The organism is Rhizobium sp. FG113 (genome assembly GCF_057809895.1).
Genome location: NZ_JBMDKV010000001.1, coordinates 410,399 through 427,186, shown reverse-complemented (window position 1 = coordinate 427,186; position 16,788 = coordinate 410,399). Strand labels below are relative to the sequence as shown.

Below are 16,788 nucleotides of genomic sequence, written 5' to 3'. Positions count from 1 at the left end.
GCCGACCTTAGAAAAGGATCGGTTCGTTGCCGTCGGCAGGAGCGTAACGGTTGATTTCCATACCGCAGCTGACTTCAATGAACTTAGGGGCGTGCCAAGACATGTGTGTCTCCATTCATGCTGGTTTATCTACAAGAGTTCACCTAGGCCCACTGATGCTGCACTGCAATAGCGTTTTCAGCATGGCTGCCCGCCCAATGTCGCAAGGCCATCACAATCGCGAGATCGGGCGGGCAAAGCGGCCAGATTAGGCGGCCGGGTCCCATTCAGGCGCCAGACCGTCGGGGCTGACGATGCGGCCGTCGGCCTGAGCAAGCGCGTGGATGCGCGCCATGTCTTCATCGCTCAGAGCGAAATCGAAGATCGCGGCGTTCTCGGCAGCGCGGGTCTCCGATACGGTCTTCGACAGCGTGACGAAGCCCTGCTGAACGATCCAGCGAAGCACGATCTGCGCGATCGAGCGGCCATGCGCGGCCGCGATGTCGCTGAGGACAGGATCGCTCAGAACCTTGCCATCGGCCATTGCGTAATAGGCGGTGAGTGACATGCCCAGCTCACGCGCCACCTCGATGACCGGACGCTGATCGAGATATGGGTGATACTCGACCTGGTTGTTGGCGAGCGGCCGTTCGCTCAGGCGCGCGGCATCCCTCATCAATGTCGTGTTGAAATTGGAGACGCCGATGTGGCGTGCCTTGCCTGCCTTGGCGACGTCGTTCAGCGAGGCGATCTGCTCTTCCAGGCTGACGGCGGTGTTCGGCCAGTGCAGCAGCAAGAGATCGACATAGTCGGTCTTGAGCTTCGCCAGGCTCTCATCGACAGAGGCCAGGAAAGCGCTGCGCTTGTAGTTCGCGACCCAGACCTTGGTGGTGAGAAAGATATCGGCGCGGGCGACACCCGACGACACGATCCCTTGGCCTACGGCGGCTTCGTTGCCATAAATCTGCGCGGTATCGACGTGGCGGTAGCCGGTCTTCAGCACATGAGAGACCATCCGCTCGGTATCGGCGGCTTCCATGCGGAACGTGCCGAATCCGAGCGCCGGGATGGATGCGCCATTGGCGTTGACGAGTTTCATGAGGATTTTCCTTTCCATCGTATCAGGCCGCGGAAGCGGCGGTCTTGGTTGAAGCAAGCGTGCGGCGGTCGAGCGAGCCGCTCCAGAGCGTGAGAACGAGAGCACCGACGACGAAGATGGCGCCGACCCATGGCGTCGCCCCAAGGCCGAGCGACGAGGCGACCACGAGGCCGCCGACCCAGGCGCCCGCCGCGATGCCGAGATTGAAGGCGGCGATGTTCAAGGCCGAGGCGACGTCGACCGCTGCCGGGCGAACCACGCCGGCGAGCTGCACGACATAGATTTGCAGGCCAGGCACGTTGGCGAAGGACAGGAAGCCGAGGGCGGCCAGCGTCGGGATCGTCAGCCATGGCGACACGGCGGTGAAGCTGAAGATGGCGAGCACTAAGGCCTGCGCGGTGAAGAGCCAGGCCAGAGCCTTGATCGGATCGCGGTTGGCTAGGCGCCCGCCGGCGATATTGCCGATGGCGATCGCGATGCCGTAGAGCACCAGGATCAGGCTGACGGCCGAGGCCTGGAAGCCAGTGACCTGCTCAAGGATAGAGGCCAGGAAGGTGAAGGTGACGAAAGTGCCACCGTAACCGAGAGCGGTCATGGCGAAGACGATCAGCAGACGGCCGCTGCCGAGAACCTTGACCTGCTCGCCGATCGTCGCCGCCGGCGCCTTCTTGAGGTTTGACGGCAGCAGGATACAGAGGCCCGCGAAGGCAATGACGCCGAGGCCGGCGACAGCCGCGAATGTCGCGCGCCAGCCGAAGGTCTGGCCGATGAGCGTGCCAAGCGGAACGCCGGTGACGATTGCGACCGTCAAGCCCATGAACATCATGGCGATCGCCGAGGCGCGCTTATTCTCGGGAACGAGGTCAGCGGCGATGGTCGAGCCGACCGAGAAGAAGACGCCGTGCGCGAAGGCGGAGAGAACGCGGGCGACCAGCAGCGGCGCATAGCCCGGGCTAAGTGCCGCCATCGTATTGCCGAGGATAAAGAGGGCCATGAGGCCGAGAAGCAGCAGCTTGCGATCGAGGCGACCGGTGAGCGCGGTCAGAATAGGCGCACCGAGGGTGACGCCGAGCGCGTAAACGCTGACGATCAGCCCGGCGAGCGGCAGGTCGATGTTGAGATCATTGGCGACGGTGGGCAAGAGCCCGACGATGACGAACTCCGTCGTGCCGATCGCGTAAGCCGCGACCGTTAAGGCAAAAAGGGCAAGGGGCATTGTGAATCCATCCAGTGACGATGCCGGACAAGCGGCGATTTGGGATGGCTGGAATATGGACCACTGACATTATCGCGATAAGCAGCTACATTTCCCCAATAGTTATGAATTGAATTCACAGGAGTAAGCAGTGGATAACACCGTCGGCGAGATGGAAGTCTTCGTGCATACGGCGAGGCTACAGAGCTTTTCGGCGGCCGGACGCCTGCTGCGCATGTCGCCTTCGGCGGTCAGCAAGCTCGTAAGCCGGCTGGAGGAACGCTTGAAGACCCGCCTGGTGGTCCGAACCACGCGCAGCCTGCAACTGACACCGGAGGGTGAGGTCTATCTCGAGCGCGCGCAGCGCATTCTCGAAGACATCAAGGAGGCCGAGCAGATCGTCTCGACAGGCGGCGAAGCTGCGCCGCGCGGACGGCTGCGGGTCAGCGCATCGGTCGCCTTCGGCGTTCGTCATGTCGTGCCGCTGGTGCCGGAGTTCCTGGCTCGATACCCAAACGTCCAGCTCGACCTTTCGCTGACCGACGGGATCATCGACATCGTCGAGGAGCGTGCCGATGTCGCGATCCGCTCGGGCAATCTCCGGGACACCTCGCTGAAAGCCCGCAAACTGATGGACAGCCGGCGCGTGGTCGTGGCGGCACCGAGCTATATCGAGCGCATGGGAAACCCCGAAAAGCCCGCCGATCTTGACCGGCACAACTGTATGACATTCAACTTCCGGCAGACTTGGGAGGAGTGGCCGTTTCGGGACCCCGCAACCGGGCAGACCTTCTCGAAAGCGGTCCACGGCAATGTCGAAGTGAACAACGGGCCGACCATTCGCAGTCTCTGCCTCGCGGGCGTCGGGCTGATCCGGGTAGGGACCTTTCACGTCCAGGAGCACATCGACGAAGGCCGTCTGGTGCCGGTGTTGGAAGCGTTCAATCCAGAGGATATCGAGCATATCCACGCCGTCTATCCCGGCCACCCACATCTCGCGAGCCGGATCCGGGCCCTGATCGACTTTCTCGCCGAAAGGATCTAGCTGCATACGTCAGCCGGCAAAATGAAAACGGCGCACCCGAGGCGCGCCGTTTCCAAGTTCGAATTCCGGGCTCGTATCTCAGAGACCGGTCGTCTTCATCAACTGCTCCGGATAACGCTCACCCTCGACCTGGATGGCGGCGGCAGCCGTCTCGATCTGCGCGAGATCGTCGGCGCTCAGTGCCACGTCGGCCGCACCGAGGTTTTCCTCAAGGCGATGCAGCTTGGTCGTGCCGGGGATCGGGACGATCCAGGGCTTCCGGGCCAGCAACCAAGCCAGTGCGATCTGCGCCGGCGTCGCCTTCTTGTCTTCGGCGATGCGCTTCAGAAGATCGATCAGCGCCTGGTTCTTCTCCATCGCCTCGGGCGTGAAGCGCGGCAGCATCTTGCGGAAATCGCCTTCGCCGATCTTCGTGTCCTTGTTCATGGCGCCGGTCAGAAAGCCCTTGCCGAGCGGGCTATAGGCCACCAGCGCGATGCCAAGCTCCTCGCAGGCTTCGAGAATGCCGTTGGTCTCCGGCCCGCGTGTCCACAGCGAGTATTCGTTCTGCAGCGCGGCGACAGGCTGCACCGCATGGGCGCGGCGGACCGTCTGTGCGCCCGGCTCGGACATGCCGAAGTGCTTCACCTTGCCTTCCGCGATCAGATCCTTGACCGTGCCGGCCACGTCCTCGATCGGCACGTTGGGGTCGACGCGGTGCTGGTAGAGCAGGTCGATGACATCGACCCCGAGGCGCTTCAGCGAACCTTCGGCCGCCTTGCGGATCTGCTCGGGGCGGCTGTTGACGCCGGCCATTTTGCCATCGACGATATTGAAGCCGAACTTCGTGGCGATCACCACCTGATCACGCATGGGCCGGAGCGCCTCGCCGACGATTTCTTCGTTGGTGTAGGGTCCATAGACCTCGGCGGTATCGAAGAACGTCACGCCGCGCTCGACTGCCTGGCGCACCAGCGTCACGCTCTCCTGGGTGCTCAGCGCATGGCTATAGCTGAAGTTCAGGCCCATGCATCCGAAGCCGAGAGCAGAGACCTCTAGTCCGCTTTTTCCAAGTATCCGCTTTTGCATTTTACGCTCCTTAAGGACGACCTTGGCCGTCTCACATCGGTATAAACAGGAAGTGCCTATGGCGCCTCGGAGCAGAGGTTGAGATGCATCGCTCATGGCTCAAGGCGCCAAATACTCCCGCGCGGTTAACGTAGCACCGGTGCTGGGATGGCATTAGATCACCATTTCTGCATGGAGTTATGTCTGCGGCTCATGAGTTGGCGAAATGACCGATGACCAGGCAAACAGCGCCGCCGTTGCCGTCCGGTCTTAGCCGACGCGCTCAGGGAGAGAAGAGGGTGCATTGATGAACCGGCGATTGCGCCTACATCAAGCATTATTGGCTGCTATCAGCGCGCGCCTTTCAGGGAAGGGGGTCGTCCATCATGAAGGGATCCAAGACCATTGTGCAAATGAGTGTCCGCGAACGGCAGGACATACTGGCGGCCGTTGCCGATGCGCTTGAGACCAGTGCCAAGGAGGCATTGATAGAAGGCAACGCCAGCTTCGCCGCGAGCTCGGGTAACCTGGCGCTGACCATTCGCGGCAGCGTGCATGGTCTCGCCAACACTGATCTCAAGGCCGCCGAATTCCTGCTGCAGCAAGCCATGACATTGATCGAGCAATTCCGATTCCGCGACCCGCATCGGCCCGAGACGCTGACGCTTCACTAAAGCCAGCATGGGACCCGAAGAGATATCCGCGATGTTCAGCGGCCATCATCAAACGTCTGCACGTACTGCCTCAGGTGCGCCAGCAGCATCCTTGCATAGCCCGGAAGCTGCATCTCGTTCCTGACGCAAACGTAGAGTTCGCGGTCCGCCCAGGGCTCCGCGATCGGCACGACCTTGAAATCCATGAAGTGCGCATAACGTCGCGCGGCGCTTTCGGGAATGATCGATACGCCAGCGCCCTGTTCGACAACGCGGCACGTTGCCTCAAATCCGGCAATCAGCATCCGGAAATGCGGCGTGCGCCCGAGCTCGTTCGCGTGACGCTCGAGAAACTGCATCAAGGCCGGATTGCCTTGCTGGCCAATCAGCTTGAAATCCAGGATGCGCGGAAACGGGACTGCATCGGATGGCACATCCAGGTCGCGCGGCGCGATCAGCACCAGCCGATCCGGAACGAAGCGAAAGCGCTCAAGCCCGGTCATATCCGCCGAGGAGGCAACGATGGCGATTTCGGCCTGCCCCTGTTTCAGCAGCTTCACGGCCTCAAGGCTCGGCTTGTCCTCAACGCTGACACTGATATCCGGGCTTGCTGCAAGGAAGGCGCCAAGCGCCTGCGGCAAATGTTCGGCAAGCATGTTGGTATTCGACAGCAACCGGACATGGCCGCTGCGACCATCCGCGAAGGCGTCGAGATCGGCCTCGATCCTGCGGGCATCGTCCAGGATCTGACGGGCATGGCTCGCCAGCATCTCGCCCGCCAAAGTGGGCTTGATCCCCCGCCCCGTTCGCTCGAAGAGCTCAAGATCGAAAGCCTCTTCCAGCCTCCTGAGGCGCGCGCTCACAGCCGCCACGACGACATTGTTTCGCCTGGCGGCAGCGGTCAGACTACCCCCATCAACGGCAGCCAGGAACATACGCAAATCGATTAGGTCGAATTTCACTGCTGAGCTTTCATTTTCTGTGAAAACTGTTTGTATGACAAATTGATTTTCAAACGCAGCATAGCGCGGTTATGACGATTGCCAAGTCGCGAACGTGACAGATCGACGCATAAAGTCATATCCTCATTTAGAGTGAATTTGTAAAGCAACTTCAGTAGTTTGCCTTACTAACATTGGCTTTGAGCGGCGCTTGTCGCATTCAGCCTCGCGGCGACGTGGATTGGCTACGCTCGTGGGAGGTGATGCAAAGCCTGTTGTCGTTTATTCATGCTTGATGAAAGCACGTCGATAATGCATTTGCACACCGCTATCTCTCGACCCCAATTCAAACGCCTGCGATCAATCGCACTCTGTCTGTCCGCGCTGGTGTCGATCACCGGCGCAGCCTCGGCGCAAGATCAGACCGCGACGCAAAACGACCTGATTACGAGGGGACGTTACCTGGCGACCGCGGCAGACTGTGCCGCTTGCCACACCGCCCCGAACTCGGGACAGCCCTTTGCCGGCGGCTATGCGATCGAATCTCCGCTCGGCAAGATTTTCTCGACCAACATCACGCCATCCAAAACCGACGGCATCGGCACATATAGCGAAGAAGACTTCGCGCGCGCTGTTCGCGACGGCGTTGCAAAGGATGGCAGCCATCTTTATCCGGCGATGCCTTACACGGCCTACGCCAAGATTTCCGACGAGGACATCTCGGCGCTCTACGCCTATTTCATGCAGGACGTGAAGCCGATCGATCACGCGCCGGAAAAGACCGCGCTGCCGTTCCCGTTCAGCATCCGCGCCTCCATGTCCGTGTGGAATCTGCTCTTCCTCGACAAGGACCGCTTCCAGCCGGATGCATCCAAGTCCGCCGAGTGGAACCGCGGCGCCTATCTGGCCGAGGCTCTCGAGCACTGCAGCACCTGCCACACGCCGCGCAATCTCTTCATGGCGGAGAGCGGAAGCCAGGCGCTTTCGGGCGCCTCCATCGGCTCCTGGTTTGCACCGAACATCACCTCCGACAAGGTTGATGGCATCGGCGGCTGGTCCGACGACGAACTCGTTCAGTATCTGCGCACCGGCCACGTCGCCGGCAAGGCGCAGGCCGCCGGCCCGATGGCGGAAGCCATCGAACACAGCATGCAGCACCTGACCGAGGCCGACCTCAAGGCGCTCGTCGTCTACCTGAGGGACACGAAGCCGATCACGACGGGCGAAGCCACGCCGCGCTACGATGTCGGTGAGCCCTCCACGGCGGAACTCGATCTGCGCGGCCTGCCTGGCCAGGCGGTCACCGAGAAAGGCTTCCATATCTTCAGCGGTTCGTGTGCCGCCTGCCATCAGGTTGATGGCGAGGGCAACGACCACTATCCTTCGCTCTTCCATAACACCGCGACTGGCGGCGACAACCCGGACAACCTGATCGCAACGATCCTGTTCGGCCTGTCGCGCACGATCGACGGCGTACCGACATTCATGCCGGCCTTTGGCGAGAACGCCGCCTACACGGATCGGCTTTCCGACAAGGACGTCGCCGATGTCAGCAACTACGTGCTTGGTCATTTCGGCAACGGCAAGGTGACGGTCACTGCAGCAGATGTCTTGCGTGTTCGCGAGGGTGGAGAGAAGCCGGTGTTGGCCGCGGTCGCGCCGTTCATCGTGCCGGCAGTCGTCGTGGCGCTGATCCTTGTCGCGCTCGTCATCGCGCTGCTCGTTGCCCGCCGCAGGCGGCAGCCGGCCCACGCCTGATCGTTTCACCCTTTCTCCCAGTTCTGACTGCCTCATCGAGGATATCAGCGATGCCAATCGACCCGAACAATGCGGGCTCCATCGTGAGCCGTCCCCTCCACCGCCGAGACCTCCTGCGCGCCACCGTGGCCGTTGGAGGACTGGCAGTCCTCTCCTCTTTCACGACACCCGTATCGGCGTTCGCAGCCGACGACGATGTGCAGGGCTTTACCAAGCTCTCTGAATTCCTGACCGGCTATGAGCTCGACCCGGTGCTCGGCGGACGCTTCTTCGCAGCACTCTCCAAGCGCAGCGCGACGCTCAAGGCCGATATCGCCGCCTTGCAGCAGGCCGTGAGCCAATCGGGCGCCAAGGACATGGATGGCTTTCTCGCGACGAAGCCCGCCGAACCTGAGATGAAGACTTCCGCGAAGATCGTCTCCGCCTGGTATCTCGGCGTGGTCGGGGAACCGCAGGACGCGGAACTCATCACCTACGAGAAATCGCTCATGTACCGCCCGACCAAGGGCCTCCTTCCCACTCCGACCTACGGTCCCGGCCCGAACGCCTGGGGACCGAGGCCCGGCAGCAAGATCTGACAGGATAAAGACAATGGCAAACGACGCATATGATGCGGACCTGATCGTTATCGGATCAGGTGTCATGGGCGGCATCGTCGCCGCGCAGCTCGCCAAGGCCGGCAAGAAGGTGATCATTCTCGAAGCCGGCCCGCGTGTCGATCGCCGCGAGATCGTCGAGACCTTCCGCAACGCTCCGGTCAAGCTCTCGCTGGCAAACGCCAAGCTGCAGGGCGCGGGTTCCCCCTTCCCGAGCATGCCCTGGGCGCCGTCGACCTATGGCGACTACCTGCAATATGAAGGCCCGGTGAAATACAACACCTCCTACCTGCGCGTCGTCGGCGGCACAACCTGGCACTTCGGCTCGGCGCTCTGGCGCATGATCCCGAACGACTTCAAGATCCAGTCGCTTTACGGTCGCGGTCGCGACTGGCCGATCGGCTATGACGATCTCGAAGACTACTACAACAAGGCTGAGCTGGAGCTCGGCGTTACCGGCACGGACGGGCAGGACGAAAGCGGACAGGGCGGCCGACCGATGCCGCCGCGTTCCATGCCCTTCCCGATGAAGCAGCTGAATTCCAGCTACATGTTCACGACGCTGGCTGAGAAGCTCTCGGTCGGCGGCTTCAACCCGGTGCTCGAACCGCATGGCCGCGCCTCGCGTCCGTACGGCAACCGCCCGGTCTGCGCCGGCAACAACAACTGCAACCCGGTCTGTCCGATCGGCGCCAAGTACGACGGCTCGATGCATATCGACGAAGCCGAACGCCATGGCGCCAAGCTGCTGGACAACTCGCCTGTCTACAAGGTGGAAGCCGGCGACGACGGCAAGATCACCGCCGTCTGGTACAAGAAGCCCGACAATTCCGAGCATCGCCTGACGGCGCGCTACTTCGTGCTGGCCGCTTATGGCATCGAGTCCGCCAAGCTGCTGCTCATTTCTACCTCGGACAAATATCCGAACGGTATCGCCAACTCTTCGGATCAGGTCGGCCGTAACCTCATGGACCACACCGGCATCAGCATGAACATGCTGACAAAGGAGGACATGTGGCCGGGCGAAGGCCCGACCGAGCTGCTGGTCTATCTCAACCAGCGCGATGGCGCCTTCCGCAAGGATTACCCAAGCTACAAGATCAAGGTGCGCAACACGGTACCGACAGCCCAGATGACCGAAGGCTTCATCAGGAAGGGCATCATGGGCTCCAAGCTCGACGAGATGATCCGCCAGTATTCGGCTCGCTCGCTCAACTGGGCGATCGACTTCGAACCTCTGCCGCTCGCCGAAAACCGCGTCACGCCGTCGAAGACCAAGTTCGACGCGCTCGGCATCCCGGTTCCGGTCCTCTACTACTCCGTCACCGACTACTGGAACGCCGGTCGCGATCGTGGCCTGGAAGATCTGAACAAGATCGCCCAGCTGCTCGACGCCGAGGTTCTGTCGACCGACGTGAAGTGGCAGAACCGCCAGCACGTCATGGGCACCACCCGGATGGGCGACGATCCGAAGGACAGCGTCGTCGACCGCGATTGCCGCACCCATGATCACCCGAACATGTTCATCGCCGGCACCAGCGTCATGCCGTCGGCATCGTGCATGAACCCGACATTGACGGGTGCGGCACTCAGCGTGCGTATCGCCGAGCAGCTGATCAAGGAGATCTGATTTCAGCGCTCAAGAAGGTCTCGGCCGTACTGGTCGAGACTTTCCCGATCTCAAAACGAAAACAGCGACCGCCTCACAGGCCTGTCGCTGTTTTCGTATTCGCCGATGAAAGCGACGTCAGTCGCGATTGGTATAGAGCGCGCTGGAGCGCTCAAGGTGCTTCAAGATAGCAGCTTCCGCGCCATTCGCATCGTTGGCGGCGAGACAGTCGAGGATCTGCTCATGCTCAACCAGCGTGAACTTCTCCTTGCCGGTCCAGATCAGCATGTCCGTGTGATAGGCCTTCAGCCATGCCAGCATCGCCTCGCTGACGGCGACGAAGATCGGGTTGCCGGAGATCTGCGCGATACGCGTATGGAATTGCATGTCGGCGGCGATGAATTCTTCCGCGTTGCCAAGCGAGCGACGCTGCTCTTCGATGATATCGCGAAGATCAGTGATGTCTGCGGGCGTTGCCTTGACCGCCGCCTCGCGCGCCATGCCGCGTTCGAAGAAGATACGTGAGCTCTTGAGGTGATCGAGCGAGTCGGCGGATTGCGCCAGCATGATCTTCGCCGTCAGATCCACTTGGCGGAAAATCGATCTTGCGGTCAGCTGCAGAACCTTGGCGCGCTCCCCGTGCGAGATGTTGACCAAGCCCATATTGGCCAGCGACTGCATCGCCTCGCGGATCGCCGGCCTTCCAACCCCGAAGCGCTCCATAAGCACCCGCTCCGACGGCATTTCGTCGCCTGGCCGAAGCTCGCCCGAGGTGATCATTCTCTCCAGCCGATCAAAAACCTCATCGGATAGTTTGCGACGCACGATCTGTTCGATTGGCTGGTTCATGATGTCTCGCTGGCTCACAATATCCCTCCTTTATGCATGCTAGCGTCCCGGCACGAAAGGCCGTCGTCTAAAATCGGTCTGTGCTCTTTCAAAAAATTTTCATTGCAGAAATTGGAATACTCATTATACCAGTTCACGAGTTGACGCCATGGCAAACTTTTGGCCGCGGCAGGAGGAGCAACGAAACCTCATGATGATCACAGTTACCTACCGCATCGAAACGACCGGCAGCGTCGAGGCCATGGCCGCCAAGATCGCCAGCGATCAGTCGACCGGCACGTTCGTCCCCGTTCCCGGCGAGACGGAAGAGCTGAAGGCGCGCGTCGCGGCACGCGTCATCGCCATCCGTCACCTTCCCGATGCGGAATACCCGACCTGGCCTGAAGTCGCGCCCGGTAGCGGCCCCATCCACCGCGCCGATGCCGATATTGCCTTCCCGATGGACGCGATCGGCACCGATCTCTCCGCCCTGATGACGATCGCCATCGGCGGCGTATTCTCGATCAAGGGCATGAGCGGCATCCGCATCGTCGACATGAAGCTGCCCGAAGCCTTCGCCACAGCCCATCCCGGCCCACAGTTCGGCCTGCCCGGCAGCCGCAAGCTTACCGGCGTAGAAGGTCGGCCGATCATCGGCACTATCGTCAAGCCGGCGCTCGGCCTGCGTCCGCATGAGACGGCGGAACTCGTCGGCGAACTGATTGAGTCCGGCGTCGACTTCATCAAGGACGACGAAAAGCTGATGAGCCCGGCCTATTCGCCGCTCAAGGAGCGCGTCGCGGCCATCATGCCGAAGATCCTCGATCACGAGCAGAAGACCGGCAAGAAGGTTATGTACGCCTTCGGCATCTCGCATGCCGATCCCGACGAGATGATGCGCAATCACGATCTCGTCCTGAAGGCCGGCGGCAACTGCGCCGTGGTCAATATCAATTCGATCGGCTTCGGCGGGATGAGCTTCCTGCGCAAGCGCTCGGGCCTTGTTCTGCATGCGCACCGCAACGGCTGGGACATCCTGACCCGCGATCCGGGCGCTGGCCTCGATTTCAAGGTCTATCAGCAGTTCTGGCGCCTGCTCGGCGTCGACCAATTCCAGATCAACGGTATCCGCATCAAGTATTGGGAGCCGGACGACAGCTTCGTCGAATCCTTCAAGGCCGTGAGCACGCCGCTGTTCAGCAAGGCCGATTGCCCGTTGCCAGTCGCAGGCTCCGGCCAGTGGGGTGGCCAGGCGCCGGACACCTATAACCGCACCGGCCGTACCACCGACCTGCTCTATCTATGCGGCGGCGGTATCGTCAGCCATCCGGGCGGTCCAGCGGCCGGCGTTCGCGCCGTGCAGCAGGCCTGGCAGGCCGCGGTCGCCGACATCCCGCTCGACGAATACGCCAAGGATCACCCGGAACTCGCGGCCTCGATCGCGAAGTTCGGCGACGGCAAGGCAGCTTGAGACCATGACCAAACCTTTGCTTACCTATTACGGTGACGATTTCACCGGTTCCGCCGACGTCATGGAAGCGCTCGCTTCCAACGGCGTACCGACCGTGCTCTTTCTCGGCATCCCCAGCGCCGAGACCGCAAAGCGTTTCGCCGATTACCGCGCCTTTGGCATCGCCGGCACCAGCCGCAGCGAAACGCCGGAGTGGATGGATAAACATCTACCGGCGATCTTCGAATGGCTGAAGGCGCTCGATGCCGACATCTGCCACTACAAGGTCTGCTCGACCTTCGATTCCAGCCCTGATATCGGCAACATCGGCAAGGCGATCGAAATCGGCAAGGCGATCTATGGCCAGCCGGTAGTTCCTGTCGTCGTCGGCGCACCGCAGCTAAAGCGCTTCACCGCGTTCGGCAATCTCTTCGCCGCCTATCAAGATCGCTACTACCGCATCGACCGCCATCCCGTCATGAGCCGCCATCCGGTAACGCCGATGGCCGAAGCCGACCTGACACTGCATTTGGCGAAGCAGACGGCTCTGCCCGTAGCACTCGCCGATCTCGTCACCACCGCGGCCGCCGATGCCGACCAGCGCATCGACAAGACGATCGCGGACCTCGATGGCATCCTGCTGATCGACGTGGATAGCGCCCAGTCGCAGGCTCTCGCCGGCCGTCAGGTCTGGCGGGCCAAGCGCGACGGCGGTCTCTTCACTGCCGGCTCTTCCGGCGTCGAATACGCGCTGTTGCAGGCATGGAAGGCTGAGGGTCTGCTTGGCGAACCGACGACCTTCGCCGAGCCCGGCAAGGTCGACCGCCTCGCCGTCGTCTCCGGAAGCGTATCGCCCACCACCGAACGGCAGATCCGCAACGCTACTGAAAACGGTTTTGACGGCATCGCTGTCGATCCGCTCGATCTCGTCGGCGAGAGCGGTGATCGCGCCATCGACGCGGCTGTCGCCGAGGGCGTCCAGCGCCTGAAGGATGGCCGCAGCGTCATCCTGCACACGGCGCTTGGCTCATCGTCGGACAAGGGAACCGATATCGATCGTATTCCCGGATCCCGCCATCGCCTCGGCTCCGCTCTCGGCACGATCCTACGCCGGTTGATCGAGGCCGAAAAACTGCCCCGCGCGGTCATCGCCGGCGGTGACACATCGAGCCACGCGCTGCAGCAGTTGCGTGTGGACGCTCTGACGACCTTGCTGCCGCTGCCGCAGACCCCAGGCTCGCCGCTCTGCACCGCGCACGGCAACTACGCGCCGACCAACGGTCTGCAGATCGCGCTCAAGGGCGGCCAGGTCGGAACCGACGGCTATTTCGCACAGATCCGCGACGGACGGAGGGCTTAAGATGCGCTACTGGGTTGGCACCAGCTTCAAGATGAACAAGACGCTCGGCGAGGCTCTGTCCTTCGCCGAAAAGCTCGCGGCCGCCGATGGCGATCGTCACGCCGATATCCAGCGCTTCGTCATCCCGCCCTTCACGGCGGTGCGTGAAGCGAAGAAGGCTCTCGCCGACAGTTCGGTGAAGGTCGGCGCGCAGAACATGCATTGGGACGCGGCCGGCGCCTGGACTGGCGAGATCTCGGCCCCGATGCTGAAGGATTGCAACCTCGATATCGTCGAGCTCGGCCACTCCGAGCGTCGCGAACACTTCGGCGAGACCGACGAAACCGTCGGCCTGAAGGTCGAAAGCGCCGTCAACCACGGCCTGATCCCGCTGATCTGCATCGGCGAGACGCTTGCCGAGCGCAATGCCGGTGATGCCGACGCGGTGCTGAAGCGGCAGGTTGAGGGCGCGCTGGCGCGCGTCACTACATCAGGCAAGGACGCGGAAATTCTGCTTGCCTACGAACCGGTATGGGCGATCGGCGTGAACGGCATTCCGGCGACCGCCGATTATGCCGACGAACGCCACGCGCGCATCGCCGATGTGGCAGCGAAGGCGCTCGGTCGCGCGGTTCCGGTTCTCTACGGCGGTAGCGTCAATCCTCAGAATTGCGAGGAATTGATCACACAGCCGCACATCGATGGCCTGTTCATCGGCCGCTCTGCCTGGGCCGTCGAAGGCTATCTCGACATTCTGAAGCGCGTTGCCGCGGTCATCTGATCGCAGCGACCAATTCCACTCATCCAGCCCCCGAATGATTGAAAGGACACGGACCATGAAAATCGCCATCGGAGCGGATAGCGCCGGCAAGCCCTTGCTTGACGTGATCGCCGCCCACCTCGCCACCAAGGCGGGCCTTGAAGTGCACGATCTCAGCCAGGCCGGCTTCTATGCCGACCTGTCGCAGAACCTCGCGCAGACCATCGTCGACGGCCAGCATGAACGCGGCATCCTGATCTGCGGCACCGGCATCGGCGTTTCAATCTCGGCCAACAAGGTTCCCGGCATCCGCGCCGCGCTGACGCACGACACCTACTCGGCAGAGCGCGCAGCGAAATCCAACAATGCACAGATCATCACCATGGGCGCACGCGTGATCGGTCCGGAGCTTGCCAAGTTGATCGTCGACACCTGGCTCGCCTCCGAATTCGACCCTAAGGGCGCTTCGGCAGGCAACGTTGACGCCATCAACAGGCTCGACGCGGTTAAGTAATACTTATTCTGGGGTGGTGATTGACTCATCATACCAGCAACGTTAACAATTCCAGCAAAACACGAAGTGAGGAAACATGACTTCCATTGCTCTGTTCGGCGCCGGCGGCAAAATGGGCTACCGGCTTGCAAAGAACCTCAAGGGTTCGCGCTACGACGTTCGCCACGTCGAAATCAGCGATATCGGCAAGGCACGCCTGAAGGACGACCTCGGTCTTTCGACCGTTGACGTGGACGCAGCGCTTGACGGCGTCGACGTCGTCATCCTGGCCGTTCCGGATACGCATATCGGCAAGGTTGCCGCCGGCATCAACGACAAGCTCAAGGCCGGCACCATGGTTGTCGCGCTCGACGCTGCCGCGCCGTTCGCTGGACACTTCCCGGAGCGTCCTGACCTGACGTACTTCGTCACGCATCCATGCCATCCGCCGATCTTCAACGACGAAACCGACATGCAGGCCAAGAAGGACCACTTCGGCGGCCTCTTCGCCAAGCAGCACATCGTTTCGGCTCTGATGCAGGGTCCGGAAGAAGCCTACGCCGTCGGCGAAGAAATCGCCAAGACGATCTGGGCACCGGTCATGCGCTCGCACCGCGTCACCGTCGAACAGATGGCAATGCTGGAGCCGGGTCTCTCCGAGACCGTTGCCGCTTCGCTGCTCGTCGTCATGAAGCAGGCCATGGATGAGTGCGTCGCGCGCGGCGTTCCGGAAGAAGCTGCCCGCGACTTCCTGCTCGGCCACCTGAACGTTCTCGGCGCCGTCATCTTCGGCGAAGTCCAGGGCGTGTTCTCGGACGCTTGCAACAAGGCTATCGAATTCGGCATCCCCGCCCTGATGAAGGACGATTGGAAGCGCGTTTTCGAACCGCAGGAGATCGCTGACAGCATCAAGCGTATCACCTGATACCGATCCCGGGAGGGGGCAACCCCTCCCCTTTCACCGCCCTGCTGGGAACAGGGCTTCTTTTGGGAGGAAACCAATGAGACTGACACGTAGACTGACCGTCGCTGCCTTTGCCAGCGCGCTTGCATTTGGCGTTGCCATGCCCGCTTTTTCGGCGGACCTGATCGCCATCATCACCCCCGCACACGACAACCCGTTCTTCAAGGCTGAAGCCGTAGGTGCTGAAGCCAAGGCGAAGGAACTGGGCTATGAAGCGCTCGTCATGACCCATGACGACGACGCCAACAAGCAATCCCAGATGATCGACACCGCCATCGGTCGCGGTGCGAAAGCCATCATTCTCGACAACGCCGGCGCCGATGCGACCGTTGCCGCCGTCAAGAAGGCCAAGGACGCGGGCATTCCGTCCTTCCTCATCGACCGCGAAATCAACGCCACGGGCGTTGCCGCAGCACAGATCGTTTCCAACAACTACCAGGGCGCCCAGCTCGGCGCGCAGGAGTTCGTCAAGCTGATGGGCGAGAAGGGCAATTATGTCGAGCTCGTCGGCAAGGAATCCGACACCAATGCCGGTATCCGCTCGCAGGGCTATCATGACGTCATCGACGATTATCCGGATCTGAAGTCGGTCGCCAAGCAGTCGGCCAACTGGAGCCAGACGGAAGCCTACGCCAAGATGGAAACCATCCTGCAGGCAAACCCGGATATCCAGGGCGTCATCTCCGGCAACGACACGATGGCCATGGGCGCGATCGCCGCTCTCCAGGCTGCCGGCCGCAAGGACGTGATCGTCGTCGGCTTCGACGGCTCCAACGACGTCCGCGACTCCATCAAGTCCGGCGGAATCAAGGCCACCGTCCTGCAGCCCGCCTACGCACAGGCGCAGATGGCTGTCGAACAGGCCGACGCCTACATCAAGAACAAGACTCTTCCCAAGGAAGAGAAGCAGCTGATGGATTGCATTCTCATCAACGCCGACAACGCCTCCAAGCTCGAAACCTTCGCGATCGCCAAGTAACGACAGCTTGAGACCAATGGCGAAGGGCGCGATCATCCGCGCTCTTCGTTCTT

17 protein-coding genes are annotated in these 16,788 nt (G+C 61.7%); 11 read left to right on the top strand and 6 right to left on the bottom strand.

Annotated elements, in window-relative coordinates:
• Positions 1-7: 7 nt before the first annotated feature.
• From pqqA to ACODTZ_RS01725, 3 genes are all read right to left on the bottom strand, one after another.
• Entirely contained in the window at positions 8-103 is a 96-nt protein-coding gene (gene pqqA, locus ACODTZ_RS01735; RefSeq protein WP_018896842.1) for a pyrroloquinoline quinone precursor peptide PqqA, read from the bottom strand.
• Between the two features lie 144 nt (positions 104-247).
• On the bottom strand, positions 248-1,078 hold the full coding sequence (locus ACODTZ_RS01730) for an aldo/keto reductase (protein ID WP_489023301.1): 831 nt from the start codon (positions 1,076-1,078) through the stop codon (positions 248-250).
• A gap of 22 nt (positions 1,079-1,100) precedes the next feature.
• Positions 1,101-2,294: an MFS transporter gene (locus ACODTZ_RS01725; protein ID WP_489023299.1), complete on the bottom strand. Its 1,194-nt coding sequence runs from the start codon at positions 2,292-2,294 to the stop codon at positions 1,101-1,103.
• Between the two features lie 130 nt (positions 2,295-2,424).
• Here ACODTZ_RS01725 and ACODTZ_RS01720 point away from each other — a divergent pair, with 130 nt between their 5' ends.
• On the top strand, positions 2,425-3,318 hold the full coding sequence (locus ACODTZ_RS01720; protein WP_111560645.1) for a LysR family transcriptional regulator: 894 nt from the start codon (positions 2,425-2,427) through the stop codon (positions 3,316-3,318).
• Between the two features lie 78 nt (positions 3,319-3,396).
• On the opposite strand, the gene ACODTZ_RS01715 is transcribed toward ACODTZ_RS01720, so the two are convergent.
• Positions 3,397-4,386, bottom strand: coding sequence for an aldo/keto reductase (locus tag ACODTZ_RS01715; protein WP_313760495.1), 990 nt, complete (start codon positions 4,384-4,386; stop codon positions 3,397-3,399).
• A 365-nt stretch (positions 4,387-4,751) separates the two neighbouring features.
• Here ACODTZ_RS01715 and ACODTZ_RS01710 point away from each other — a divergent pair, with 365 nt between their 5' ends.
• Positions 4,752-5,039, top strand: coding sequence for a hypothetical protein (locus tag ACODTZ_RS01710; RefSeq protein WP_047504423.1), 288 nt, complete (start codon positions 4,752-4,754; stop codon positions 5,037-5,039).
• Positions 5,040-5,074: 35 nt separating this feature from the next.
• On the opposite strand, the gene ACODTZ_RS01705 is transcribed toward ACODTZ_RS01710, so the two are convergent.
• Entirely contained in the window at positions 5,075-5,980 is a 906-nt protein-coding gene (locus ACODTZ_RS01705; protein WP_489023296.1) for a LysR family transcriptional regulator, read from the bottom strand.
• Positions 5,981-6,271: 291 nt separating this feature from the next.
• Here ACODTZ_RS01705 and ACODTZ_RS01700 point away from each other — a divergent pair, with 291 nt between their 5' ends.
• From ACODTZ_RS01700 to ACODTZ_RS01690, 3 genes are read left to right on the top strand one after another with little or no spacing between them, the layout of a single operon-like run.
• Positions 6,272-7,717, top strand: a complete 1,446-nt coding sequence (locus tag ACODTZ_RS01700) for a c-type cytochrome (protein WP_489023294.1) — start codon at positions 6,272-6,274, stop codon at positions 7,715-7,717.
• Positions 7,718-7,767: 50 nt separating this feature from the next.
• Positions 7,768-8,295, top strand: a complete 528-nt coding sequence (locus ACODTZ_RS01695; RefSeq protein ID WP_489023292.1) for a sugar dehydrogenase complex small subunit — start codon at positions 7,768-7,770, stop codon at positions 8,293-8,295.
• A gap of 13 nt (positions 8,296-8,308) precedes the next feature.
• A complete protein-coding gene (locus ACODTZ_RS01690) occupies positions 8,309-9,943 on the top strand; it encodes a GMC family oxidoreductase (protein WP_489023291.1) in 1,635 nt (544 codons plus the stop codon).
• A gap of 117 nt (positions 9,944-10,060) precedes the next feature.
• Here the strand turns inward: ACODTZ_RS01690 and ACODTZ_RS01685 are convergent, their stop codons facing one another.
• Positions 10,061-10,771: a transcriptional regulator NanR gene (locus ACODTZ_RS01685; protein WP_113236075.1), complete on the bottom strand. Its 711-nt coding sequence runs from the start codon at positions 10,769-10,771 to the stop codon at positions 10,061-10,063.
• A 190-nt stretch (positions 10,772-10,961) separates the two neighbouring features.
• Between ACODTZ_RS01685 and oiaX the strand changes: the two genes are divergently transcribed.
• The 6 genes from oiaX to ACODTZ_RS01655 all read left to right on the top strand — a co-directional run bounded on the left by oiaX (position 10,962) and on the right by ACODTZ_RS01655 (position 16,735).
• Positions 10,962-12,221 (top strand): 3-oxo-isoapionate-4-phosphate decarboxylase OiaX, encoded by a 1,260-nt coding sequence (gene oiaX / locus ACODTZ_RS01680; RefSeq protein ID WP_113236074.1) that lies wholly within the window; start codon positions 10,962-10,964, stop codon positions 12,219-12,221.
• Positions 12,222-12,225: 4 nt separating this feature from the next.
• The gene (locus ACODTZ_RS01675; protein WP_489023289.1) at positions 12,226-13,560 is read left to right on the top strand and encodes a four-carbon acid sugar kinase family protein; all 1,335 of its coding nucleotides are present in this window, start codon (positions 12,226-12,228) and stop codon (positions 13,558-13,560) included.
• A 1-nt stretch (position 13,561) separates the two neighbouring features.
• Positions 13,562-14,320, top strand: a complete 759-nt coding sequence (locus ACODTZ_RS01670) for a triose-phosphate isomerase (protein ID WP_489023287.1) — start codon at positions 13,562-13,564, stop codon at positions 14,318-14,320.
• Positions 14,321-14,375: 55 nt separating this feature from the next.
• On the top strand, positions 14,376-14,813 hold the full coding sequence (gene derI / locus ACODTZ_RS01665) for a D-erythrulose-4-phosphate isomerase (RefSeq protein ID WP_489023285.1): 438 nt from the start codon (positions 14,376-14,378) through the stop codon (positions 14,811-14,813).
• Positions 14,814-14,889: 76 nt separating this feature from the next.
• A complete protein-coding gene (locus ACODTZ_RS01660; RefSeq protein ID WP_489023283.1) occupies positions 14,890-15,717 on the top strand; it encodes a phosphogluconate dehydrogenase C-terminal domain-containing protein in 828 nt (275 codons plus the stop codon).
• 76 nt (positions 15,718-15,793) lie between these two features.
• On the top strand, positions 15,794-16,735 hold the full coding sequence (locus tag ACODTZ_RS01655; protein ID WP_018896825.1) for a D-ribose ABC transporter substrate-binding protein: 942 nt from the start codon (positions 15,794-15,796) through the stop codon (positions 16,733-16,735).
• Positions 16,736-16,788 lie beyond the last annotated feature (53 nt).

What these genes read in the sequence shown, in the direction of transcription:
- pqqA (WP_018896842.1), bottom strand. Translation starts at nt 103, where the DNA reads ATGTCTTGGCACGCCCCTAAGTTCATTGAAGTCAGCTGCGGTATGGAA.
- ACODTZ_RS01730 (WP_489023301.1), bottom strand. Translation starts at nt 1,078, where the DNA reads ATGAAACTCGTCAACGCCAATGGCGCATCCATCCCGGCGCTCGGATTC.
- ACODTZ_RS01725 (WP_489023299.1), bottom strand. Translation starts at nt 2,294, where the DNA reads ATGCCCCTTGCCCTTTTTGCCTTAACGGTCGCGGCTTACGCGATCGGC.
- ACODTZ_RS01715 (WP_313760495.1), bottom strand. Translation starts at nt 4,386, where the DNA reads ATGCAAAAGCGGATACTTGGAAAAAGCGGACTAGAGGTCTCTGCTCTC.
- ACODTZ_RS01710 (WP_047504423.1), top strand. Translation starts at nt 4,752, where the DNA reads ATGAAGGGATCCAAGACCATTGTGCAAATGAGTGTCCGCGAACGGCAG.
- ACODTZ_RS01700 (WP_489023294.1), top strand. Translation starts at nt 6,272, where the DNA reads ATGCATTTGCACACCGCTATCTCTCGACCCCAATTCAAACGCCTGCGA.
- ACODTZ_RS01695 (WP_489023292.1), top strand. Translation starts at nt 7,768, where the DNA reads ATGCCAATCGACCCGAACAATGCGGGCTCCATCGTGAGCCGTCCCCTC.
- ACODTZ_RS01690 (WP_489023291.1), top strand. Translation starts at nt 8,309, where the DNA reads ATGGCAAACGACGCATATGATGCGGACCTGATCGTTATCGGATCAGGT.
- ACODTZ_RS01685 (WP_113236075.1), bottom strand. Translation starts at nt 10,771, where the DNA reads ATGAACCAGCCAATCGAACAGATCGTGCGTCGCAAACTATCCGATGAG.
- oiaX (WP_113236074.1), top strand. Translation starts at nt 10,962, where the DNA reads ATGATGATCACAGTTACCTACCGCATCGAAACGACCGGCAGCGTCGAG.
- ACODTZ_RS01675 (WP_489023289.1), top strand. Translation starts at nt 12,226, where the DNA reads ATGACCAAACCTTTGCTTACCTATTACGGTGACGATTTCACCGGTTCC.
- ACODTZ_RS01670 (WP_489023287.1), top strand. Translation starts at nt 13,562, where the DNA reads ATGCGCTACTGGGTTGGCACCAGCTTCAAGATGAACAAGACGCTCGGC.
- derI (WP_489023285.1), top strand. Translation starts at nt 14,376, where the DNA reads ATGAAAATCGCCATCGGAGCGGATAGCGCCGGCAAGCCCTTGCTTGAC.
- ACODTZ_RS01660 (WP_489023283.1), top strand. Translation starts at nt 14,890, where the DNA reads ATGACTTCCATTGCTCTGTTCGGCGCCGGCGGCAAAATGGGCTACCGG.
- ACODTZ_RS01655 (WP_018896825.1), top strand. Translation starts at nt 15,794, where the DNA reads ATGAGACTGACACGTAGACTGACCGTCGCTGCCTTTGCCAGCGCGCTT.